This window comes from Spirillospora sp. CA-142024 (genome assembly GCF_050942325.1).
GTDB lineage: Bacteria > Actinomycetota > Actinomycetes > Streptosporangiales > Streptosporangiaceae > Spirillospora.
Window position 1 is genome coordinate 458,268 of record NZ_CP192077.1, and the last position, 22,347, is coordinate 480,614.

The 22,347-nt window shown below is 70.6% G+C and carries 21 protein-coding genes; 11 read left to right on the forward strand and 10 right to left on the reverse strand.

Features of this window, described 5'->3' with window-relative positions:
- Positions 1–3 precede the first annotated feature (3 nt).
- The 3 genes from ACQPZP_RS02360 to ACQPZP_RS02370 form a co-directional block, all read right to left on the reverse strand.
- Positions 4–993 carry an alpha-ketoacid dehydrogenase subunit beta gene (locus ACQPZP_RS02360; RefSeq protein WP_433475966.1) on the reverse strand — a complete coding sequence of 330 codons (990 nt, stop codon included), beginning with the start codon at positions 991–993 and terminating at the stop codon, positions 4–6.
- Complete coding sequence (pdhA, locus tag ACQPZP_RS02365; protein ID WP_433475967.1) at positions 990–2,120, reverse strand: pyruvate dehydrogenase (acetyl-transferring) E1 component subunit alpha; 1,131 nt, start codon at positions 2,118–2,120, stop codon at positions 990–992. The genes ACQPZP_RS02360 and pdhA overlap by 4 nt, the downstream gene beginning before the upstream one ends.
- Before the next feature lie 208 nt (positions 2,121–2,328).
- On the reverse strand, positions 2,329–3,948 hold the full coding sequence (locus ACQPZP_RS02370; protein WP_433475968.1) for a hypothetical protein: 1,620 nt from the start codon (positions 3,946–3,948) through the stop codon (positions 2,329–2,331).
- A gap of 95 nt (positions 3,949–4,043) precedes the next feature.
- On the opposite strand from ACQPZP_RS02370, the gene purS reads away from it, so the two are divergent.
- The 5 genes from purS to ACQPZP_RS02395 all read left to right on the forward strand — a co-directional run bounded on the left by purS (position 4,044) and on the right by ACQPZP_RS02395 (position 9,282).
- A complete protein-coding gene (gene purS / locus ACQPZP_RS02375) occupies positions 4,044–4,286 on the forward strand; it encodes a phosphoribosylformylglycinamidine synthase subunit PurS (RefSeq protein WP_433466032.1) in 243 nt (80 codons plus the stop codon).
- Positions 4,287–4,524: 238 nt separating this feature from the next.
- Positions 4,525–4,965, forward strand: coding sequence for an ATP-binding protein (locus tag ACQPZP_RS02380; protein ID WP_433475969.1), 441 nt, complete (start codon positions 4,525–4,527; stop codon positions 4,963–4,965).
- A 98-nt stretch (positions 4,966–5,063) separates the two neighbouring features.
- Positions 5,064–5,744 carry a phosphoribosylformylglycinamidine synthase subunit PurQ gene (gene purQ / locus ACQPZP_RS02385; protein WP_433475970.1) on the forward strand — a complete coding sequence of 227 codons (681 nt, stop codon included), beginning with the start codon at positions 5,064–5,066 and terminating at the stop codon, positions 5,742–5,744.
- A gap of 1,118 nt (positions 5,745–6,862) precedes the next feature.
- Positions 6,863–9,064 (forward strand): phosphoribosylformylglycinamidine synthase subunit PurL, encoded by a 2,202-nt coding sequence (gene purL / locus ACQPZP_RS02390; RefSeq protein ID WP_433479537.1) that lies wholly within the window; start codon positions 6,863–6,865, stop codon positions 9,062–9,064.
- A 65-nt stretch (positions 9,065–9,129) separates the two neighbouring features.
- Entirely contained in the window at positions 9,130–9,282 is a 153-nt protein-coding gene (locus ACQPZP_RS02395) for a hypothetical protein (protein WP_433475971.1), read from the forward strand.
- 444 nt (positions 9,283–9,726) lie between these two features.
- On the opposite strand, the gene ACQPZP_RS02400 is transcribed toward ACQPZP_RS02395, so the two are convergent.
- The 3 genes from ACQPZP_RS02400 to ACQPZP_RS02410 form a co-directional block, all read right to left on the reverse strand.
- On the reverse strand, positions 9,727–10,698 hold the full coding sequence (locus ACQPZP_RS02400) for a coiled-coil domain-containing protein (RefSeq protein WP_433475972.1): 972 nt from the start codon (positions 10,696–10,698) through the stop codon (positions 9,727–9,729).
- A gap of 151 nt (positions 10,699–10,849) precedes the next feature.
- The gene (locus ACQPZP_RS02405) at positions 10,850–12,013 is read right to left on the reverse strand and encodes a S8 family peptidase (RefSeq protein ID WP_433475973.1); all 1,164 of its coding nucleotides are present in this window, start codon (positions 12,011–12,013) and stop codon (positions 10,850–10,852) included.
- A gap of 148 nt (positions 12,014–12,161) precedes the next feature.
- Positions 12,162–13,895, reverse strand: coding sequence for a serine/threonine protein kinase (locus ACQPZP_RS02410; protein ID WP_433475974.1), 1,734 nt, complete (start codon positions 13,893–13,895; stop codon positions 12,162–12,164).
- A 127-nt stretch (positions 13,896–14,022) separates the two neighbouring features.
- Here ACQPZP_RS02410 and ACQPZP_RS02415 point away from each other — a divergent pair, with 127 nt between their 5' ends.
- Together ACQPZP_RS02415 and ACQPZP_RS02420 are read left to right on the forward strand one after the other, a co-directional pair.
- Positions 14,023–14,466 (forward strand): sterol carrier family protein, encoded by a 444-nt coding sequence (locus ACQPZP_RS02415; protein ID WP_433475975.1) that lies wholly within the window; start codon positions 14,023–14,025, stop codon positions 14,464–14,466.
- 43 nt (positions 14,467–14,509) lie between these two features.
- Positions 14,510–15,136 carry a LamG domain-containing protein gene (locus ACQPZP_RS02420; RefSeq protein WP_433475976.1) on the forward strand — a complete coding sequence of 209 codons (627 nt, stop codon included), beginning with the start codon at positions 14,510–14,512 and terminating at the stop codon, positions 15,134–15,136.
- Positions 15,137–15,155: 19 nt separating this feature from the next.
- Here ACQPZP_RS02420 and ACQPZP_RS02425 read toward each other — a convergent pair whose 3' ends face one another.
- A complete protein-coding gene (locus tag ACQPZP_RS02425) occupies positions 15,156–15,521 on the reverse strand; it encodes a hypothetical protein (protein WP_433475977.1) in 366 nt (121 codons plus the stop codon).
- Positions 15,522–15,650: 129 nt separating this feature from the next.
- On the opposite strand from ACQPZP_RS02425, the gene purF reads away from it, so the two are divergent.
- Positions 15,651–17,162 carry an amidophosphoribosyltransferase gene (gene purF / locus ACQPZP_RS02430; protein WP_433475978.1) on the forward strand — a complete coding sequence of 504 codons (1,512 nt, stop codon included), beginning with the start codon at positions 15,651–15,653 and terminating at the stop codon, positions 17,160–17,162.
- Positions 17,159–18,199: a phosphoribosylformylglycinamidine cyclo-ligase gene (gene purM, locus ACQPZP_RS02435; RefSeq protein WP_433475979.1), complete on the forward strand. Its 1,041-nt coding sequence runs from the start codon at positions 17,159–17,161 to the stop codon at positions 18,197–18,199. Before purF ends, purM begins: the two co-directional genes overlap by 4 nt.
- Before the next feature lie 174 nt (positions 18,200–18,373).
- On the opposite strand, the gene ACQPZP_RS02440 is transcribed toward purM, so the two are convergent.
- Together ACQPZP_RS02440 and ACQPZP_RS02445 are read right to left on the reverse strand one after the other, a co-directional pair.
- The gene (locus tag ACQPZP_RS02440) at positions 18,374–18,580 is read right to left on the reverse strand and encodes a DUF3073 domain-containing protein (protein ID WP_433466047.1); all 207 of its coding nucleotides are present in this window, start codon (positions 18,578–18,580) and stop codon (positions 18,374–18,376) included.
- 310 nt (positions 18,581–18,890) lie between these two features.
- Positions 18,891–19,973, reverse strand: a complete 1,083-nt coding sequence (locus ACQPZP_RS02445) for a Leu/Phe/Val dehydrogenase (RefSeq protein WP_433475980.1) — start codon at positions 19,971–19,973, stop codon at positions 18,891–18,893.
- Between the two features lie 125 nt (positions 19,974–20,098).
- Between ACQPZP_RS02445 and ACQPZP_RS02450 the strand changes: the two genes are divergently transcribed.
- Entirely contained in the window at positions 20,099–20,977 is an 879-nt protein-coding gene (locus ACQPZP_RS02450; protein WP_433475981.1) for a hypothetical protein, read from the forward strand.
- 273 nt (positions 20,978–21,250) lie between these two features.
- Positions 21,251–21,454 carry a developmental transcriptional regulator BldC gene (gene bldC, locus ACQPZP_RS02455; protein ID WP_012850682.1) on the forward strand — a complete coding sequence of 68 codons (204 nt, stop codon included), beginning with the start codon at positions 21,251–21,253 and terminating at the stop codon, positions 21,452–21,454.
- 188 nt (positions 21,455–21,642) lie between these two features.
- Here bldC and ACQPZP_RS02460 read toward each other — a convergent pair whose 3' ends face one another.
- Positions 21,643–22,332 carry a TetR/AcrR family transcriptional regulator gene (locus ACQPZP_RS02460; RefSeq protein WP_433466050.1) on the reverse strand — a complete coding sequence of 230 codons (690 nt, stop codon included), beginning with the start codon at positions 22,330–22,332 and terminating at the stop codon, positions 21,643–21,645.
- Between the last annotated feature and the right edge of the window lie 15 nt (positions 22,333–22,347).

Here is a 22,347-nt window from a genome sequence, read left to right on the forward strand (position 1 = left end):
GGCTCACCACGCGAAGGTCCGGTCGACCGCGTCCAGGATGCGGTCCAGGTCGGGCAGGTAATGGTCCTCGATCCGGGACGGCGGATACGGGGTGGAGAACCCCCCGACCCGCAGCACCGGCGCCTCCAGCCGGTAGAAGCACCGCTCGGTGATCCGCGCGGCCAGCTCGGCGCCGTAGCCGCTGAACACCGGGGCCTCGTGCACCACGACGCAGCGTCCCGTCCGGTTCACCGACTCGGTCACGGTGGCGATGTCGAGGGGGTTCAGCGACCGCAGGTCGATGACCTCCAGGACGCGTCCCTCCTCGGCCGCGGCGCCCGCGGCCTCCAGGCAGGTCTTCACCGACGGCCCGTAGGCCAGCACCGTGACGTGCTCGCCCGGCCGCACGACCTTGGCCTGGTGCAGCGGCGCCCAGTCGGTGGAGTCGACCCCCGCATCAAGATCGACCTCGGCCTTCTCCCAGTAGCGGCGCTTGGGCTCGAAGAAGATCACCGGGTCGGGGGAGGCGATCGACTGCTGGATCATCGCGTAGGCGTCCACCGGGTTGGAGCACGCCACCACCCGCAGCCCGGCGGTGTGGGTGAAGTACGCCTCCGGCGATTCGGAGTGGTGCTCCACCGCGCCGATGCCGCCGCCGCACGGGATCCGCACCACGACCGGCAGCGACACCGCGCCCAGCGAGCGCATCCGCATCTTCGCCAGCTGCGTGATGATCTGGTCGGCGGCCGGGAACACGAACCCGTCGAACTGGATCTCCACCACCGGCCGGTAGCCGCGCAGCGCCAGCCCGATCGCCGTCCCGACGATGCCCGACTCCGCCAGCGGGGTGTCGATGACCCGCTCCTCGCCGAAGTCCTTCTGCAGCCCGTCGGTGATCCGGAACACGCCGCCGAGCTTCCCGACGTCCTCTCCCATGACCAGGACCTTCGGGTCGCTCTCCATGGCCTTGCGCAGGCCCTCGTTCATGGCCTTGCCGAGCGTCAGGGTGCTCACTTCGCCTCCCCTTCGAACGAGTCCAGGTAGGCGGCGAAGCGCTCCTGCTCCTCCGTCATCAGCGGGTGCTCGCCCGCGTACACGTGCTCGAACATCGACAGCGGCTCAGGGTCCGGCAACGCCAGGCACGCCTCCCGCAGCTCCTTGGCCATCTGCTTGGCCTCGTCCTCGACCTTGGTCAGGAACCCCGCGTCGGCCAGCTCACCCCGGACCAGGTACGCCTTGACGCGCTCGATCGGGTCCTTGAGCTTCCACGCCTCTTCCTCGGCCTTCAGCCGATACCGCGTGGGGTCGTCGGTCGTGGTGTGGGCGCCCATCCGATACGTGAACGCCTCGATCAGCGTCGGGCCCTGACCCGTCCGGGCGTTCTCCAGCGCCTTGCGGGTCACCGCCAGGCACGCGAACACGTCGTTCCCGTCCACCCGCAGACCCGGGAACCCGTAACCCTGCGCCCGCTTGAACAGCGGGATCCTCGACTGCCGCTCCAGCGGCTCGGAGATCGCCCACTGGTTGTTCTGGCAGAAGAACACGATCGGCGCGTTGAACACCGACGCGAACACGAACGACTCGTTCACGTCCCCCTGCGAGGTCGCCCCGTCCCCGAAGTAGGCGATCGTCGCGCCCGCCGACGGCGTGCCCAGCACACCGTCCCGCTGGATGCCCATCGCGTACCCCGTCGCGTGCAGCGTCTGGCTGCCGATCACGATGGTGTACAGGTGGAAGCCGTGTTCCGCCGGATCCCACCCGCCATGGTTGACGCCCCGGAACAGCCCCAGCAGCTTCAGCGGCTCCACGTTCCGGCACCAGGCGACGCCATGCTCCCGGTACGTCGGGAACACCATGTCGTGCTCGGACAGCGCCCGGCCCGACCCGATCTGCGCGGCCTCCTGGCCCAGCAGCGACGCCCAGATGCCGAGCTCGCCCTGCCGGGTGAGGGCCACGGACTCCAGGTCGATCCGCCGCACGATCACCAGGTCGCGGTAAAGATCGCGTACTTCCTCGGCGCTGAGGTCCAGGGGGTAGTCGGGATGCTCGACGCGCTCGCCCTCGGGGGTGAGCAGCTGGATGAGCTCGGGCTCGCCGAGCCCGGGGGTGTCTGGCGCGCCACGCACGGAGTCGATCGTCATCGATGACACTCCTCGTTCGGGGCCGGAACACGGGATCGCCGCGCTGCCGGCCGATGTCAACGGCCTAGAGCCCCCGGTAAGGGACAAAAGCCGCAATGCCATCGTGGCAGACATCACACCCTGCGATGCAAGTCCCGCCATCGACGTCCCTACCCGCGCCCCCGCGCCCTGACGCAAACGTGACGCATGCCACCCGGGTCCACCGGGGTCATTCGCGGGAGAGGGCCCGGGTGGCGCCTGCGGCGACGGTCAGGCCGAGGACCAGGCCGGCGGCGACGATGAGGTTGGCGATCCACTGGTAGACCCCCGTGGGGGCGAACTCCATCTCCTGGCCGAGGTTGCCGATCGGCAGGATGAGGTCGAGCGTGTAGAAGAACGCGTTGAAGTGCGGCTTGTGGCCGGTATCCAGAACGTCCGGCTTGTGGAGGGAGAAGACGATCGTCCCGAAGGCGAGGAGGCCGATCAGCCAGCTCGCCGCGCGGAACGGGCGGTAGCCGTAGCCGATCAGGACGTCCTGCAGATAGCCGACGATCTTGCGGGGGACACCCTGGGTCCTGCGCCGGTCCCGGGCCTTCGCGAGCAGGACGGAGCGCCCGTCGGCGTCCAGCCCGAGGGAACGGTAGGTCTGCGCGAGCCGCTCGTAGGGCTGCGGGGCGTAGCCGTCGGTGTCGCGGCGCAGCCAGCCGAGACGTTCGCGGGCGGTGAGGGGCGGTTCGAGGGTCTCGTACTGCAGGCCGTCGAGCTGGAGCCGCTCCGGCCAGGACGCGGCGTCGTCGCGGAGCAGGTTGATGCGCGCGTAGGAGAGGTCCGCGGTCCCCTTGATCGGCTCGGCGGTGCGCAGCAGGAGCTCCTCGGCCTGGACGCGCTGCAGGCTGAGGGCCGTCCCCTGGTCGTGCCGGACCCGGGCGTCGCGCAGGCTGAGCTGGCCGGTGACGCGGGCCCCGGAGAAGCTGACGGCGCCGAGGACGGTGAAGCCGTCCGAGCAGTAGACGTCGGTCTCGACGGCCAGGTCGTCGGCGTTGAGCGCGGTCCGCTGCGGGGCGGACAGGCGGGCGCCGACGAACGACAGGTAGCCGCCGACGCGGGCGCCGCGGAGCCGCACCTCGCCCTCGGCCGAGAACCCGCCGTCGCAGAACACGTTCGCGGCCACGTCCAGCCGGCTGGCGTACAGGGCGGCCCCGGACGGGTTGTGCAGCCGCGCGCCGCGGAAGATCAGCTGGCCGCCGACGCGGGCGCCGGGCAGCCGGACCTCGCCGCTCGCCGCGAAGCCCTGGTCGCAGTAGACGTTCGCCTCGACGGTGAGGCGGTCCGCGAGCAGCGCGTCCCCGCCCGGGTTGGTGAGCTGGACGCCCGACATGTTGAGGATGCCGGTGATGTTCGCGCCGTCCAGCCACAGGCCCCCGCTGATGCGGCTGCCTTCCAGCCAGAGGTGCCCGTCCACCCGGGTCCCCGAGGCGATCAGGCCGGGCAGGCGGCAGCGCATCAGATGAACGCTGTTCATGCTCGCCCAGTACAGGTGCGGCGCCTCGTCGAACGCGCAGCCGGTGAGCGCCAGCGGGACGCTCACCTCCGCGTGCCCGAGGTTCAGCGAGCCGGTGATGCGGGCCCCGCCGAGCCGGACGGCGGCGACCTGCCCGGGTTCGGGTTCCACGGCGCCGACGAGCAGCGCCACCAGGACCTCCGCTCTCACCACCCGGTCGCGCCCCCAGCGGTCCGACTGCCCGATGTCGTCGAATGCGGGGTCGCCGGACGACAGGTCGACGGATTCGCCCTTGGGGAACGCCTCCCACAGGCGGCGCTCCGAAGGGCTCAGGTCCTCGATGTTCATCGGATGGCTCCGGGGGTGCTGATGGCTCGTGATGGGCAATGGTGCCGTACGCTTCAGGATCGTAAGCAAAAGCGCAGATCAGTGAGGGGGCGACCGTGGCGCGTGTCGTCGTGGACGTCATGCTCAAGCCGGAGATTCTCGACCCGCAGGGGCAGGCGATCGCCCGCAAACTGCCGCAGATGGGGTTCGACGGGGTCGTCGCCGTCCGGCAGGGCAAGAGGTTCGAGGTGGAGCTGGAGGGGGACGCCGACGAAGCGGCCCTGGAGCAGGTCGGCAAGATCGCCGAGACGCTGCTGGCGAACCCGGTCATCGAGAACTACGAGGTTCGCGTTCTCTAGCTCCGGCCGATGTCGAGGCGGCGCCGGAAGATGCCGGTCGGCCTTGCCGGAAATGGCGTGGAATGCCGTTCGGTATCCGGGCGATGCTTGGTGCGTTCCAAATCGCGCGCCCGCGAGTATGGCGATTACGGAAGTTTCCGCCGGGGAAGTGTTAGCTGCGTCGAGTCGTCGAGAACGCTCCGGGGCCGGGGGAAACGGTCGGGACGCCCGGGGCATGACACGAGGTGTCCGGGTGGATATGAGGTTCTCGCTCGCGCTGCCGCGCGACGCGCTGAGCATCCCGGTGGTCCGGCGGGTGACAGGGGACGCGCTGCGGGGGCTGGGCGTTTCCGAGGACTGCGTCGACGACCTCCTCGTCGCCATTTCCGAGGCGTGCACGAACGTCGTCCAGCACGCCCGCGCGACCGGGGAGTACGAGGTGACGGGGCATGTGGACGACGGCGCGTGCATGCTCAAGATCATGGACTGGGGCGGCGGGCCCCGGCCGGCCCCCGAGGACCGGGGGGTTTTGAGTGAGTCCGGACGCGGGATTAGGATCATGCGTGCGCTGGTGGACGATCTGGACATCGACTCCTCGCCCGACAGGGGCACGGTCGTTCACCTGCGGAAGCGCCTGACCTGGAGCGACGGGGCCCTGGTCCGGCGACTCGACCGCAGCCTCATGCACAACGCCGGGTAGATTGGTACGCGCGCGGGGGGATTGCGGCGCGCAGCGGGGTGATCGGCGGAGGAGATCCCGACCGTCCCGGAGCACCTCATTTCGGAGGAACAGAAGAGATGGACGCTGCCCGGGTTGGGATCATCACCTTCCCTGGTTCTCTGGACGACAAGGACGCCGCACGCGGAGTCCGGCTGGCCGGCGCGGAGCCGGTGGCACTCTGGCACGGCGACCACGACCTGCAAGGGGTCGACGCGGTCGTCCTGCCCGGGGGGTTCTCCTACGGGGACTATCTGCGGGCCGGGGCGATCGCCCGGTTCGCGCCGCTGATGAAGGAACTGGTGGCCGCCGCGGGGGACGGCCTGCCCGTGCTCGGCATCTGCAACGGCTTCCAGGTGCTGTGCGAGTCGCACCTGCTGCCGGGCGCCCTGCTCCCGAACGCGGGTCTGCACTTCGTGTGCCGCGACCAGCGGCTCCGGGTCGAGAACGCGAGCACCGCCTGGACCAGCGAGTACAGCGAGGGCCAGGAGCTGGTGATCCCGGTCAAGAACCGGGACGGCCGCTACACCGCCGACCGGGAGACCCTGATCGAACTGGCCGACACCGGCCGGATCGTCGCCCGGTACCTCGACCTGAACCCCAACGGCTCCCTGGACGACATCGCCGGGATCTGCAACGAGGCCGGCAACGTGGTCGGGCTCATGCCCCACCCCGAGCACGCCGTGGAGTCACTGACCGGGCCGTCCACCGACGGCCTGGGCTTCTTCACCTCGATCGTCAAGAGACTGGTCAACGCATGAGCGAGCAACGGCCCCACGCCTCCGGGCGAGCCACCCGCGACTCCGACGAGCCCTCGATGGAGTGGCTCGGCGAGCTCAAATCCGATGCCGACGATCCCGAGCTCCAGCCCGTCAACCCCGCGGTGACGCAGGGTTTCAAGGCCATCGTCGACGAGGATCTGGCCACGCCCCCGCCGGTCGTGCAGGAGCCCGTGGCCGAGCCGGCTCCGGGGCCCTTCACCGGGCCCATCCCGGTGCTGAACGACGAGCAGCCCGTCCTCGGAAAGCCTCTGGAGGGCCCCGAGCAGGAGTTCGCCCGGGCACTGGAGGAGGAGCGCTCGTCCAGCGATCCCACGTCCACCGTGGTCGATCCTTCGCTGACGATGCCCGACCTGAGCGAGTACATCGCCCCGCCTGCGTCGTCCGAGCCCGCCGTGGGAACCGGCACGGGCCCGCAGCCTCCGGTCGGCCCTGGCACCAGCCCTCAGCCCTTCCCCGGCCCTGGCACCAGCCCTCACCCCTTCGCCGGACCCGGCACCGGCCCTCAGCCCTTCGCCGGACCCGGCACCGGCCCGCAGCCCGCTGTCGGGACGGGTACCGGTCCGCTGCCGGCGGTCGGCCCGGGGACCGGCCCGCTGCCCGCGGTCGGCACCGGCACCGGTCCGCAGCCCGCCGTGCGGCCTGACACCGGGCCGCTGCCCGCGGTCGGCGCCGGGACGGGCCCGCAGCCCGCTGTGCGGCCCGACATGGGGCCGCTGCCCGCGGTCGGGCCGGGGACCAGCCCGCAGCCGGTGATCGGCTCTGGGACGGGGCCACAGCCCGCGCTGGGGCTCGGCGGTCCGGGGACCGGCCCGCAGCCCCTCATCGAGCTGAACGCCGCTTCGCTGGCGCCCGTCCGCGCCGAGGGCCCCGGGACCGGCCCGCAGCCTCCGGTCGGCCCCGGCACGGGCCCGCAGCCCGCTGTCGGGACGGGTACCGGTCCGCTGCCGGCGGTCGGCCCGGGGACCGGCCCGCTGCCCGCGGTCGGCACCGGTCCGCAGGCGGCGATCGGGGCGTCCGCGCCGGTCGACCACGGCACGGACACGGTCGCCATCGCCGCCGCGTCCCCCGAGCGTTCACAGCCGTTCGTCGAGCTGGGGATGAACGAGGAGGAGTACCAGCGCGTCCGCAGCATCCTGGGACGCCGCCCCACGTCGGCCGAGCTGGCCATCTACTCGGTCATGTGGAGCGAGCACTGCTCCTACAAGAGCTCCAAGGTCCACCTCCGCCAGTTCGGCGACAAGGCCCCGAAGACGGACAAGCTCCTAGTGGGCATGGGGGAGAACGCCGGTGTCGTGGACATCGGCCAGGGCTGGGCGGTCACCTTCAAGGTCGAGTCGCACAACCACCCGTCCTACGTTGAGCCGTACCAGGGAGCCGCCACCGGCGTAGGCGGGATCGTCCGCGACATCATGTCGATGGGCGCACGCCCCATCGCCGTCATGGACTCGCTCCGGTTCGGCCCTGCGGACGCTCCCGACACCCAGCGCGTCCTACCCGGCGTCGTGGCCGGCGTAGGCGGCTACGGGAACTCCCTCGGCCTGCCCAACATCGGCGGCGAGACGGTCTTCGACGCCTGCTACGAGCAGAACCCGCTCGTCAACGCGCTGTGCGTGGGCGTGATGAAGCACGAGGACATCAAGCGCGCCGTGGCCCCCGGCCCCGGCAACCAGGTGATCCTTTTCGGTGCCCTCACCGGCCCGGACGGCATCGGCGGCGCGTCCGTCCTGGCATCGGCCACGTTCGACGAGGAGTCGCACCAGAAGCGGCCGTCCGTCCAGGTGGGCGACCCGTTCATGGAGAAGCTGCTCATCGAGTGCTGCCTGGAGCTGTTCGGCGAGGACCTCGTCGTCGGCATCCAGGACCTCGGCGCGGCCGGCGTGTCCTGCGCGACGACGGAGCTGGCCGCGGCCGGAACCGGCGGCATGCACGTCGACCTCGACCTCGTCCCGCTCCGCGACCAGACGCTCCGCCCTGAGGAGATCCTCATGAGCGAGTCGCAGGAGCGGATGATGGCGGTGGTGGAGCCCGCCAAGGTGGACCGCTTCATGGAGATCTGCGCGCGCTGGGAGATCCCGGCCACCGTGATCGGGACGGTCACCGACACGCGCCGGCTGGTCATGACGTGGCGCGGCGAGACCATCGTCGACATCCCGCCGGTCACGGCCGCCGACGAGGGCCCGGTCTACAACCGTCCGCTGGAGCCGCCGCAGGACCTCGGCGCGCTGCAGTCCGACACGCCCGGGCGGCTCACCCGCCCGTCCAACGGCGACGAGCTGCGCCGGACCGTCCTGTGGCTGGCCGGGTCGCCGAACCTCGCCGGCAAGACGTGGGTGACGTCGCAGTACGACCGGTACGTCCTCGGCAACACCGTCATGGCCATGCCCGAGAACGCCGGCGTGGTGCGGATCGACGACGAGTCCGGGCTGGGCATCGCCCTCTCCCTCGACGGGAACGGCCGCTACGCCCGCCTCGACCCGTACTCGGGCGCGCAGCTCGCGCTGTCCGAGGCGTACCGCAACGTCGCCTCGACGGGCGCGCGGCCCCTGGCCGTCACCAACTGCCTCAACTTCGGCTCCCCGGAGGACCCGGGCGTCATGTGGCAGTTCGCGCGCGCGGTCGAGGGCCTGGCGGACGGCTGCCAGTACCTCGGCATCCCGGTCACCGGCGGCAACGTCAGCTTCTACAACCAGACGGGCGAGACCCCGATCAACCCGACACCGGTCATCGGCGTCCTCGGCGTCCACGACGATGTGCGCCGCCGCGTGAACATGTCGCTGACCTCGGACGGCGCCACGCTGGCCCTGCTCGGCGAGACCCGCGAGGAGTTCGGCGGCTCGGAATGGGCGCACGTCGTCTACGGCCACCTGGGCGGCCTCCCGCCGCTGGTGGACCTGAAGGCCGAGGCGGCGCTGGCGTCGGTGATGGTCGCCGCCGTCCGGGACGGGCTCGTCACCGCCGTCCACGACCTGTCGGACGGGGGCCTGTCGCAGACGCTGGTGGAGTCGTGCCTGCGCGGCGGGCTCGGCGCCCGCATCACCCTGCACGGCGACCCGTTCGTCTCGCTGTTCAGCGAGTCGGTGGCCCGCGCCATGGTGGCGGTCCGTCCGGGCGCCGAGGCGCGCCTGGCGGCCCTGTGCGAGTCGGCGGGCGTCCCGGTCACGCAGATCGGCGTGGCGGGCGGGGACTCGCTGCAGGTGACGGGACGCGGCCCCGAAGGCGACCAGCAGGAGCTGTTCAGCATCGGCCTCTCCGAGCTCCGCGAGGCCCACGAGCGCATGCTCCCCAGCTACGCCGACTGACGGGACCCCAGCACGCGAAAACGGCGCCCCTCGAAGGGCGCCGTTTTCGTGCCTATGCTCTCTGGATGCGTGGAGACCCAGACGAGCCGATCTTCGTCCGCTCCCGATGGGGCACCAACCACTACGTCTTCAACTGGCGAAACCCCATCGGACGCTTCCTCATCGTGGCGACGCTCATCGCCGCGGCAGCGGCCTTGGTCTGGCTCTACTCAAATTGACCGACACGGTCGAGTTGCCGATCTTGCCTGGCGCCGGACGGTCAGTGGCCGAAAGGTCCGACTGGTCGTTAGTCGGACATGGCCAATCAACAGGAAACGGAGAAGAACCATGCCGCATTCGCGCAGGTTCAGCGTGACTCCGCACAATAAGACGGACTCCACTCCGACAAGCGGGGGGATCGACTCCACCCCGCACGGGCGGACGGACTCCACTCCGACCAGCGCGGGGATCGACTCCACCCCGCACGGGCGGACGAGCTCCACTCCGAGCTCCTCGCGCCCGTCCGGCTCCTCGTCGGGCTCCTCGTCGGGCTCGTCGGGCTCGTCGGACGCGAGCAAGATCGGCGAGGCGTTCATGAGGGTCTGGAACGGCAAGTAAGGTTCCTGGCCTGACGCACTAGCCCGGTGGTCGGGCGGCGCACGCGCCGCTCGACCACCGGGTCACTAGAAGACCGAGATGTGGACGTGGTCGAAGTGGTTGGCGGTTACGCCGCCGCGGTTCTCCATGGCGCGCCAGCCCGGGCTGCGCAGGTCGTAGATGCGCTGGCGCCAGATGATGTACTTGATGCCCAGGGCGCTCGCGTGGGCGATGGCGTAGGCGGCGGTGCGGTCGCCGAGGGCCTGGGCGCTGCCGGTGGCCATGACGCCGCCGGTCGTCACCATGAAGTCGCAGGCGTGGCCGGTCCCGTGGTCCTGAGGGTCGCCGGTCTGCCGGACGCAGCCGATCGTGGGGAACGGGCCCATCTCCAGGTCGATGGTGTTCTTGACCTTGAGCATGCGGGGCGTCACGCCGCCCATGCCGACGCTCGGTGACTCCGGCTTGTACTTCTTGACCAGAGTCTGGATCTGCGCCTTGCGGCGTTTCAGATCCTTGATCTCCTTGTTCAGCTCCGCCATCTTCTGCTGGGCCTGCTTGCGGGCCTGCAGCTGGTCCTGGACGAGCTTCTGGATCTGCGCGACCTTCGCGGCCTTGTTCTGCGCGAGATGGTTGACCAGGGTGGCGTTGCTGAGCAGCTCCGAAGGATCCGCGTCGGACAGGAAGGTGACGGTGGGGTCCTCACCGTTCATCATGTACTGGTTCGCGGCGAGCTGTGCGACGAGGCTGCGCGCCTCCTGAAGGTCGCGCTGCAGGTCGTTGGACTTGTCAAGCGCCTTCTCGGCGGCGTACTTGGCGTCCTTCAGCTTGGCGAGGTCGCCGCCGAACTCCTTGTCGAGCTGCTCGATCTGACGGTTCAGCTTCGCGAACTTGCCGCTGTCGCCCGGGTCCAGGGGAAGGGACGCGGGCGGCGCGGCGACGGCGGACGGCGTCGCCGCGCCGATCAGCGGCAGCACGGCGGCGACGGCCACGAGAGCCGCGGCGGCGCGTCGGCCGCCCCGGCGCCGAGCGGGCCGGCGGGTGGAGGCGGGGGTCTCCACGTGTTCTCCTCTCGTCACGGCCGAAGGTCAATGAACGTTAAAGAACCGTCTATGCCCCGCCAAGAGTAAACCCCTGGGGTGGGTGAGACGGGGCGAAGCGCGAGATGCCCGGCCCCCTTGCTGGGAGCCGGGCCATCCTACGTGACAGGACTCACAGTTTGCCCTTGTAGAGAAGCCGGTTGGGCTGCGAGCGCAGATTCTTGAGGCTGTGCGTGGAGTTGTCGTTCAGCCACTTCTGAACGGTCGGGAAGGTGGCCGTCCTGTGGGTGGACAGGTAGAGGGCGGCGACGCCGCTGACGTAGGGGGTGGCCATCGAGGTGCCGCTCAGCGACTTGTGGCCGCCGCCGGGCCAGGTGGAGTAGACGCCGTAGCCGGGCGCGTTGATGTCGACGCACTTGCCCCAGTTGGAGAACGAGGCGCGGTTGTCGTACTTGGTGGTCGCCCCGACCGCCATCACCCAGCCCGCGCCGGCCGGCGAGGTCTTGCACGCGTCGGCGTTCTCGTTGCCGGCGGCCACGGAGGTGAACACACCGGACTTGGACAGGTTCATGACGGCCGTGTTCAGCGCCGTGGACTTGGGTCCGCCGAGCGACAGGTTCGCCACGGCCGGCTTGGCGGCGTGGGTGCGCACCCAGTTGACGGCGGCGACGACGTCGGACATCGAGCCCTCGCCCTGGCAGTCGAGGACGCGCAGGGCCCGCAGCCTGACGGACTTGGCGGCGCCGTAGGTCTTGGAGCCGATGATGCCCGCGACGTGGGTGCCGTGGCCGGCGCAGTCACGTCCGTCGCCGTTGAACCTGGACGCCGTCCAGGCGATCGAGGCGCGGCCGCCGAACTCCGTGTGCCTGACGTCCAGGCCGGTGTCGATGACGTAGGCGTTGACGCCCAGACCGGAGGATTTGTAGTAGTAGGTCTTGGAGAGCTTCGCGGACCGCTGGTCGATGCGGTCGAGGCCCCAGGGCAGCGGTGCGCGCTGGGTCGTGTCGGCCTTGACGACCTGGTCCTGCTCGATCGCGGCGACGCGGTGGTCGCGGCGCAGCTTGCCGAGCTGGTCGGTGTTCAGCCGTGCGGCGAAGCCGTTCAGGACGCCGTCGAAGCGCTTGACGCCGGTGGCCTTGACGTTCTTCGCGGCTGCATCGGGGGACGCTCCGGACTTGAGCGTGACGATGTAGCTGCCGGGCACCGGGGTGCCCTCGGCCGCCGTCACCTTGACGAGGGAGGCGGAGTCGTCGGCGAGCACCGGGAACGCCGCTGCGGCGCCGACGCAGGTCGCGACCGTGCCGACCAGCAGCAGCCTTCGGTGGACAGCCCGCAAGGCTTCTCCTTCCGCCGGGGGACCGCGCGGCGGACCCTGTCACATGATCGATGGTCTCGATCGAGGGGAAACCTTAGCGGAACTTTCCAGTTATGAGACGACAAACTGGACTAATTACGGAATGTGGCCCCGAAACTTCACTTCGGGGTCAGCTCCGGGTGAGCCTGCCCCCGTAGCCGAGGCTCGTCCCCGCCTTGGTCCACGTGTACTGGAGCGTCCCGTCCGGCTGCCGGGTGACCTGGACGGTCCCGGACGTGCACGGCTTACCGATGTCGAGGTTCATCTTCAGTGCGCTCTCGGTGCCCCGGGTGAGCGTCAGGCTGCCGGTGCAGTTCTCCCTCGGGTACAGGGCCTGCCCGGTCGTGCCGCCCGCCTCGAACGTGATCTCCACGGGGAAGGAGGCGTTGCGGCCGGTGTTGACCACCGTCCCCTTCCACGTCCCGGCGAACGAGGCCGGGATCGTCGTCACCGGGCGGTTGTTGGAGGAGTTGGTGCTGTCGGACGGGGGTCCGTCGTCGTCCGCCTTGAGCTGAGGCCACAGCACCAGCGCGATGATGGCGATGCCGACGCTGACGCCGATGAACATGGAGAGGGCCACTCCGAGCACGTGGTTGCCGGGGCGCCGCATCTTGGCGAGGGAGGCCAGCGGCGAGGCGCGGTGCCCGCCGCTGTCGCGCCCGTGCCGGAGCCCGGGGACGAAGTGCGGCATGGGCTCGCCGGCGTTCGCGTGGTGCTCCAGGTCGACCGCGTCGAAGGTGGCCGTCCGCTCGGGACGGACGGCGTCGAACCTCGCCGTCTGCTCCTCGTGGTCGCGGCCGCCCGCGTGGCCGCCCGGTTCCGGCCGGTGTGAGCCGACCGCGTCGAAGGCCGCGGTCGCCTCGAAGGCCGACGGGTCGAGATCGTCCGCCGGCGGACGCGGCGGGTCGACCCTGGGGGGCGGCGGTGGCGCCGCTGCTGGTGGTGGCGGCGGTGGTGGTGACGGTGGCGGCACCGGGCGCTGGGGGACGGTGCCCGCGGCCAGCGCGCGACCCTCCTCCACCACCGAGGAGGGCAGGCGTCCGGCGAGCGTGTCGTCCTCGCTCAGCAGCCGTTCGAGGACCTCCCTGGCCGTGGGACGCTCCGCCGGAGACTTGGCCAGGGCGCTCGCCATGACGTCGCGCAGGGAATCGGGGACGTCCGACAGGTCGGCCTCGTCGTAGACGATCCGCTGCATCACCTCGGACGGCGAACCCTCCCCGAACGGCGGCCTGCCCGTGGCGGCGAAGAGAAGGGTCGACGCCCAGGCGAACACGTCCGCGGCCGGGCCGATGCCCAGTCCGCTCAACTGCTCGGGGGACTTGTAGGCGGGGTCCTCGGTCATGTGCCCGCCGAAGCCGACGTTGACGGCCTCCAAGGCGCGGGCGATGCCGAAGTCGCTCATCCTCGGCCCGTTCCGGCCCAGGAGAACGTTCCCGGGCTTCAGGTTGTGGTGCAGCGCGCCGGCCCGGTGGATCGCCGCCAGGGCGACCGCCATCCCGGCGGCCACGCGCTCGACGACGGTGCCGCCGCGCAGGCCCTCCTCGTCCACGAGCTGCTGGAGGGACGGCCCGTCCACCCACTCGCTCACCACGTAGGGACGGTCGCCCTCGACGTCGGCGTGCAGGATCGCGGCCGTGCAGAAACCCGAGACCTTCCGGGCGGAGGAGAACGCGTCGGTGAACCGCGACCGCGAGACGGGCTCGCCGCTCAGCCGCACATGCAAAACCTTCACGGCGACGGGGCCGCCGGCCGTGTCCCTGCCGAGGAAGACGGCGCCCTGCTCGCCGACGCCGAGCCGTCCCGTGATCTCGAACGAGCCGAGTCTTCGCGGGTCACCCGGCTGCAGGGGCAGCGCCTCGGGCATCTGACGAACCTCCGTGTCCTCCGGGGACGGCGTCCCCGGCCTCCCCGTTCTGTTCCACCCAGCCTGGCAACGGCGTCCTTTCTACCGCCTGCTCGGCACCGCGGCGGACCCGGTAGCGTCGTCCGCGATGCCGCGTACACCGCTTTCACCCGCCGCCCTGAACGAGCAGCGCGCCGCGCTCGGCCTGCCGCCGTACACCGGCGCGGACGAGCCCGCCGAGCTGCGACGCGCGGCCCTGGACACGGTCCTCGCCGGTATGGGGACGGGAGGCGCCGAACCGTCCCGGCCGGTCGTCAAGGGAGCGGTGCGGTTCCTGCTCGACCGGCTCGCCGAGCTGGCACCAGGCCGTTCCGTGGAGGTCCGCGTCCCTCCGCACGCCGCCGTTCAGTGCATCGACGGCCCGCACCATACCCGGGGTACACCCCCGAATGTGGTGGAGATGGACGCCGCCACGTGGATCGCTCTGGCCACCGGCCGGTTGGCCTGGGCAGATGCGACAGCGGATGGACGAGTCCGTGCGAGTGGCGCGCGCGCGGACCTGTCGGCATATCTCCCCATTCCCCTCGACTGAGCGGCACGGTGCGCCTAGCCTCCGCCTTACCGGAGGTGATCCCGTGCTGATCGCGCATTGGACGTTCGACGCCGACACCGTGGACGGCCGCCGGGTCTTGGACACGGCGGGGGCCTCACCCGCCGTCGAGCTGGGAGACAACACCGGGATCGTCCCCGCACGGAACGGGCGGGCGCTGTCGCTCGGCGGGCACGACCGCGCCGTGGTCCCCGCCGCGCCGCAACTCGTCCTCAGCCAGATCTTCGGGTTCAGCGTCGCCTTCTTCGTCCAGGTCACCGAGGAACCGACCGGGGAGTGGCGCAGCCTCGTCTACAAGCCCGTCGCCGAGAACGACGCACGGGGCCTCGGGCTGTGGCTGTACCCGGACGCGATGAGGTTGCGCGTCCAGCTCTTCACCGTCAAAGGCCCCGACTACGTCGACAGCCGCACCAGGTTGACCGTAGGCGAATGGGCGCATGTCGCATTCGTCGTGGACACCCAGGGGATGTTCCTCTACGTCAACGGCAAGCAGGACACAGGCGTGTCCCTGGAACACGCTGTCGTCACACCGGCCGGCCCCATCTACCTGGGCCGTGAACCCACCAAGCCCGGCTTCGGCGGGCTCATCGCCGATCTACGTGTGTACGCCTCCCCGCTCGGCGAGGAAGCCGTCCGCGCACTGGCGGAGTAGAGCGGGTGGGTGCGTTGGGTCAGGTGTTCGCCTCGGCGAAGGGGAACTCGCGCTCGACGCAGCCTCGCCGGGACAGATCGTCCGGGTAGCGTGCCTCGTCCCCGCATTGGGCCGCTTTGCCCAGCAGCCAGAAAAGTGTCCCCGCGCCTATGACGACGGCGACGGCCGAGCAGGCGACACCCACGAGGGCCGGGCGCCGGTCGGGGTCACGCCGCACGAGCGAGACCGCTCCCAGGACGAGGCCGACGAGCGCCGGGATCACCCCGGCGAAGCACGCCGCGAGCCCGACCAGACCGATGATTCCGAGCAACTGCGAGGTCCGGGCCAGAGTGCTCCGCCTGGGCGGGGCAGGGGGCGGGTAAGTCCGGTACCCGGGCAGCGTCATGGGTCTCCTCCATGTGGTCGTCCCCAGAGTCCCCGTCACCAAGTGATGCCCGTGGTTCCGGCGAGTAAAGGTCCGTTAAGGAGATGCCACCGATCGGAGCAGGTGAACCGGGCATCTAGACTGGCAAGCGTGCCTCTCCGTGACGGACGACTGAGCCACGACATCGACCCCTCCGACCGTGCTCCGCAGGACGCCTGCGGCGTCTTCGGCGTCTGGGTGCCGGCCGAGCAGGCCGCCCGGGCCGAAGTGAGCAAGCTCACCTACTACGGCCTGTACGCGCTCCAGCACCGCGGTCAGGAGTCGGCGGGGATCGCCGTGAGCGACGGCTCCCGGATCGTCGTCTTCAAGGACATGGGCCTCGTCGCCCAGGTCTTCGACGAGTCGGTGCTGAACACCCTGCGCGGCCACATCGCCGTCGGCCACTGCCGCTACTCCACGACCGGGTCGCCCACGTGGGAGAACGCCCAGCCCACGTTCCGGTCCACGGACGACGGCGGCCTGGCGCTCGTGCACAACGGCAACCTGATCAACACCCCGGAACTGGCCGCCCGGCTGGAGCCCGGCGTGCTGACCGCGACGAGCGACACCGAGGTCCTGACGGCCCTGCTGGCGACCCATGGCATGGTCGGAGCCGGAGGGGCTCCGGGGGGTGCGGGGGGTCGCCCCCCCTCGAATGACAAGGGCGGCCCGATGGCGGCGGCGCGGGAGATCCTTCCCGCGACGCGCGGCGCGTACTCCCTGGTCTTCATGGACGAGGGGACGCTCTACGCCGCCCGCGACCCCGAGGGCATCCGGCCGCTCGTCCTCGGTGCCCTGGAGGACCGCGGCTGGGTGGTGGCGTCCGAGACGGCGGGTCTCGACATCGTCGGCGCCCGCTTCGTCCGGGAGATCGAGCCGGGCGAGCTGGTCGCGATCGACGGCGACGGCGTGCGGTCCGAGCGGTTCGCCGAGGCGCGCCCCAAGGGCTGCCTGTTCGAGTACGTCTACCTGGCGCGGCCCGACACGACGATCGCCGGGCGCAGCGTCCAGGCCACCCGCGTGGAGGTCGGGCGGCGGCTGGCCCGCGAGCATCCCGTCGAGGCCGACATGGTCATCCCGACGCCCGAGTCGGGCACCCCGGCCGCGATCGGCTACGCCGAGGCGTCCGGCATCCCCTACGGCCAGGGCCTCGTGAAGAACTCCTACGTCGGCCGGACGTTCATCCAGCCGTCCCAGACGATCCGGCAGCTCGGCATCCGGCTCAAGCTGAACCCGCTGCGCGAGACGATCGAGGGCAAGCGGCTGGTCGTGGTGGACGACTCGATCGTGCGCGGCAACACCCAGCGCGCGATCGTGTCGATGCTGCGGGACGCGGGCGCCGCCGAGGTGCACGTCCGCATCTCCAGCCCGCCCGTCTCCTGGCCGTGCTTCTACGGCATCGACTTCGCGACCCGGGCCGAGTTGATCGCCGGGAACCTGTCGGTCGAGGAGATCCGCGACTCCATCGGGGCCGACTCGCTCGGCTACATCTCCCTGGACGAGCTGATCTCCGCCACGCAGATCGCCAAGGACAACCTGTGCCGGGCGTGCTTCGACGGCGTCTACCCCATCCCGGTGGAGCAGGGCGCCCGCGGCAAGCACCTGCTGGAGGTCGGCCGATGACGGACCGCCCGGCGACCTCCTACGAGGCCGCCGGCGTCGACATCGAGGCCGGCGAACGCGCCGTCGAGCTGATGAAGTCCCGGGTGGCGCGGTCGCGGCGCCCGGAGGTCGTCGACGACGTCAGCGGGTTCGCGGGCCTGTTCGACGCGTCGGCGTTCCTGCGTTACAAGCGGCCCTTGCTCGCGACGTCCACGGACGGTGTCGGCACCAAGGTCGACCTGGCGCGGCGTCTCGGCGTCTACGACACGATCGGGCACGACCTGGTCGGCATGGTCGTCGACGACCTCGCCGTGTGCGGCGCGGAGCCGCTGTTCATGACCGACTACATCGCCTGCGGCAAGGTCGTCCCGGAACGGATCGCCGACATCGTCGGCGGCATCGCGGACGCCTGCGCCCTGGCCGGATGCGCCCTGGTGGGCGGCGAGACCGCCGAGCATCCCGGGCTGCTGCAGGCGGACGAGTTCGACCTCGCGGGCGCCGGGACAGGCGTCGTCGAGGCCGACGAGATCCTGGGGCCGGAGCGTGTCCGGGTGGGCGACGTCGTGCTCGCCATGGCGTCGTCCGGCATCCACTCGAACGGGTACTCGCTCGTTCGCCACATCCTGGCGACGACGGACCTCACCCTGGAGACCCGGTCGGCCGACCTGACCCGTCCGCTCGGTGAGGAACTTCTCACCCCGACGCGCATCTACGCCAAGGACTGCCTGGCCCTGACCCAGGCAGGCGGAGTGCGGGCGTTCGCGCACATCACGGGCGGCGGCCTCGCGGCGAATCTGGCGCGCTCTCTGCCACCGACCGTGGACGCCGTGCTGGACCGCTCCTCCTGGGAGGTCCCGCCCCTGTTCCGCGTCCTGCAAGCCCATGGGGACGTGCCGCAGGCCGAGATGGACAAGACCTTCAACCTGGGTGTCGGCATGGCCGCGATCGTCGGCCCGGACAGCGCCGACGCGGCGCTCCGCCTGCTGGCGTCGCGGGGCGTGCCGTCCTGGCGGCTCGGCGAGATCACCGAGGGCACCGGTACGGCGACCCTGCTCTGACCGTCGGCCGGCCGTGGCCCGCCGACGGGCCTGAGCGGCCCGCTGAGCGCCTCACAGGCCACTCACGTCACAGGGTGAACCGCCGGACGCCGAACGCGCCCCAGGGGCTCGCTCGGCAAGATCATGACAAACGCCACCGCCCGGCGATGCGGGCGGTGGCGTACTGTCTGCCGGTCAACCGGAGGTGCCGTCTTTGCGGGTCTCCGTGCCGTACTCATCGGCGTAGTCCGCGTACTTCTCGGCGAGCTCGTCATACGAGTCATCGTCGGAGTCGCTGACTCCCAGTTCGTCCTTCAGGCGGTCGAGGTCTGTGTTGCCGGAGTTGTACTTGAGCTGCCGGGCAACCTTCACCTGCTTGGCCTTGGCTCGGCCGCGACCCATTGGCTCGACCCCCTCGATGGTCAGGGCTTTCGTGGGCCCATCAACGCGCGCGTGTACCACACGAACCGGTGCCTGATGAGCCATGCGTCAGTCACGGGTACAACCGTACCCGTTTTGCGCCTGGCTCGGTACATCGACGGTACGTGGCGGCGCCCCTGTTGCTGATAACAGCAGTGTATCCGGTGGTCACGAGTACGTGCCAAGGCCACCGTGGGACGGTCGTACGCGTCCCACGGTGGCCCTCACAACGGTTTTGCAACGGTCTAAAGCGGCCTAGGCCGCTCACCCTTCAGACCCGTGGGCCCGTGACTCAGAGGAGGATGCCCCGGAGCCTGCCGATCTCGGACATCCGGCGTTCCGCGAGCCGGTCGGCGGCCACCGCGGGCGGGACGCCCTCGTCGGAGGCCAGCGCGAAGATCTTCCGGGTGGTGTCGTAGATCCCGGCGGCGCGGGCCTTGGCACGTTCGAAGTTGAAGCCCTCGATCTCGTCCGCGACCTGGATCACGCCACCGGAGTTCACCACGTAGTCGGGCGCGTACAGAACGTCGCGATCGGCTAGGCGCTTCTCCACGCCGGTGTGGGCGAGCTGGTTGTTCGCGGCCCCGCAGACGACCCTGGCGCTCAGCACCGACACCGTGTCGTCGTTGAGGGATCCGCCGAGCGCGCACGGCGCGTAGACGTCGAGCTCCGTGCGGATCATCGCGTCGGCATCCGCGACGACCTCCACTTCCGGGTGCAGCGACCGGACGCGGTCCACGGCGGCCTCGTTCACGTCGCAGACGACGACGTCGGCGCCGTCCTCGCGCAGGTGCTCCACCAGCCGGTGACCGACCTTCCCGACGCCCTCCACACCCACCCGCTTGCCGCGCAGCGTGGGAGTGCCCCACACGGTCTCCGCGGCCGCCCGCATGCCCTGGAAGACGCCGAAGGCGGTGAGGATGGACGAGTCGCCGGCGCCGCCGTGCGCGACCGTCCGTCCGGTGACGAAGCGGCACTCGCGCGCCACGATGTCCATATCCTCGCTGAAGGTGCCGACGTCGCACGCCGTGTAGTACCGGCCGTTCAGCGACTGGACGAACCGTCCGTAGGCCCTCAGCATCGCCTCGGACTTGTCCACCGCGGGGTCGCCGATGATGACGGCCTTGCCGCCGCCGAGGTCGAGCCCGGCCAGGGCGTTCTTGTACGCCATGCCCCGGGACAGGTTCAGTACGTCGGCGAGCGCGTCCTCCTCGGAGGCGTACGGGTAGAAGCGCGTACCCCCCAGGGACGGGCCCAGCGCGGTGGAGTAGATGGCGATGATGGCGCGCAGACCGCTGGCCTCGTCCTGGCAGAAGACGACCTGCTCGTGTCGGGGTTCAGTGCCCTTGTGGGGCGCCCCGAAGACATTAGGCACGGTAGTGCCCTCCTCTCTGTCTCTAAGATCAGCCTAGGACGCGTGATGGCGCCACGCCCGACCGAATCTCGTGTAACGATGCGGTCGTGCTTCCGTACGCCGCGTACCTACGGGTTTATGAACCGGTGACCGCCTTCCCGGAGCCCGCGCGGACCCTGTGGACGGTCTACGCCGACTCCAGGCGGCGTCCCAGGCGGACCCACGCGCTCGGGGTGGAGCACCGGGAGGCCGCGCTCAGGCTGACGGGCTCACCGCCCGAGGTCGTTCCCGAACGGGAGAGCAGGGACGCCTACGTACGGCGCCTGGAGGACATGATCTACGTCTGCCCGTGGGAGACCCGGCTGCGGTCATGGCTGGCCTTCGAGCGGTTCCGGAACGAGCACGCGGCCGGGGTCGCGGCGGCGTTCGTCCCGCCGCCGCTGTCGGAGCGGGTGATGGGCGACTTCGAGCAGTGGAAGCGGTCCGGCCGCACCCTGCGCCCGCACATCCTGACGAGCACCTGGCACGTCCCGCTGGACTGGTTCGTGCCGTTCGCGCGCGGCGAGCGGTGCCTGACGCTCGGCACGCCGGGCACCGGCTACGGCCGGACGGACGACGCGTCCGAGGAACACGCGGGTCATGGCCCGGCGACGGCCGCGCCCACGCGTACCCTCAGCTACGTCACCTCCATGGGCGAGGCGCGCCGCCGGGTGGCGGCCGCCCTCCCGGTGGTGCGGGAGAACCTCGGCGACGGGACGGAGGAGGTCTACCTCCTGTCGGCCGGCCGGCTGGAGACGCTCGGCCGGTGGCTCGGCGAGTTCCATCCGCGCGGGCTCGTGGAGCTCGACTACGGCGGGCTCGTCCACCTGCTGGACGACGAGTCCCTCCGGACGGACGAGTCCGTCGCCGAGATGACCGTGGCCATCACCGGGATGGAGCGCGGAGAGGCCGAGCTGACCGTCGCGATGTACAAGCGGCTCCTCGCCCGCTGGCGGCCCATCCGGGCACTTGAGTCGGCGAACTAAAACAAATTTCCCGAATCCGCGCGCGATACGACTATACGTGTCGCTAGAATCACGCAGCGTGACCCAGCGGCCACCGGACACGCACCGCTCCCCGCACTCGCGGGGATGTTTGCACGCAACTACCGCCAGGAACTTGCTTGTTGCGCTGAGTGGTGGCAAGGTTACACGTTGTGATGTCATAGTGGCTCTTTCGGGCCATAGGGGACATCAGTGACCACGCGAGGATCAATCGCAGGATCGCTGTCATCGGTCCACGGAGGAGAGGCCGCAAACATGTCAGCACGTACGCCAGAGGCCGAGCCCCTGCTGACGCCGGCGGAGGTGGCGACGATGTTCCGCGTCGACCCCAAGACCGTCACGCGCTGGGCGAAGGCGGGGAAGCTCACGTCCATCCGCACGCTCGGGGGGCACCGTCGCTACCGCGAGGCGGAGGTGCGGGCGCTGCTCGCGGGGATCCCGCAGCAGCGCTCGGAGTAGCGGAGGTATTCATCGCGCTGTTCTGGGTGTCGGGCGCCGGGGGGCGCCCGACACCCAGAACAACGCGGCGACCGCCGGCATCGCACGTCGGCTGAGCGCTGCGTTGACCTGAGGGGAATTTGGGACATCTAAGGCTTGTGCGTCCACAATCGGACAGCGAGCCGAGATGGAACGAGACCCCCGCGGCTTCAGGAGCTCATCTCCTCCTGGGCCAGGCGGTCGAACAGCGCGCCCGTGCCGGGGTCATGGCGGCCCGCGACCTGCATGATGACCACGAGCTGGTCGACCAGCAGCCGCTCCAGGTCGGGGCGGGGCACGTCGCGGTTCTCCAGCCAGTCGAGGCAGGCGGTCTCCACCGTCGCCATCCAGCAGCGCAGCGTGATGCGCAGGATGGGCGGCGGAACGTCGACGTCCAGCGAGTGCAGGATCCGGTCCAGCAGCAGCTGCCGGATGCCGTCGACGATCTCGCCGGCCTCGCCCGACCGGTCCGCCGGCCCGCCGCGCAGCAGCGCCGTGTAACCGGCCGCGTGGCTTTCCACGAAGTCGAAGTACCGCTTCAGCGAGATGCGCAGCCGGTCCAGCGGCTTGCCCTCGGTGGGGGGTTCCAGCAGCACCGACAGCTTCTTCGCGGCGCTGCCGAGGGCCGCGATGTACAGCTCGTACTTGCCGCCGAAGTAGTGGTAGACCAGCGCGCGTGAGGCGCCCGCCTTGGCCGCGACGTCGTCGATCGAGATGTCCTCGGGCGAGCGCGTGCTGAACAGCTGCAGCGCCGCCTCGATCAGTTCGTCCCGGCGCTCGTCCACGCTGAGCCGGCGACGGCCCCGTCCGCCGCTCGGCCGGCTCCGCGCCTTGTCACCGGCCACCGCACGATCTCCCACCTGGGCAGCGTATCC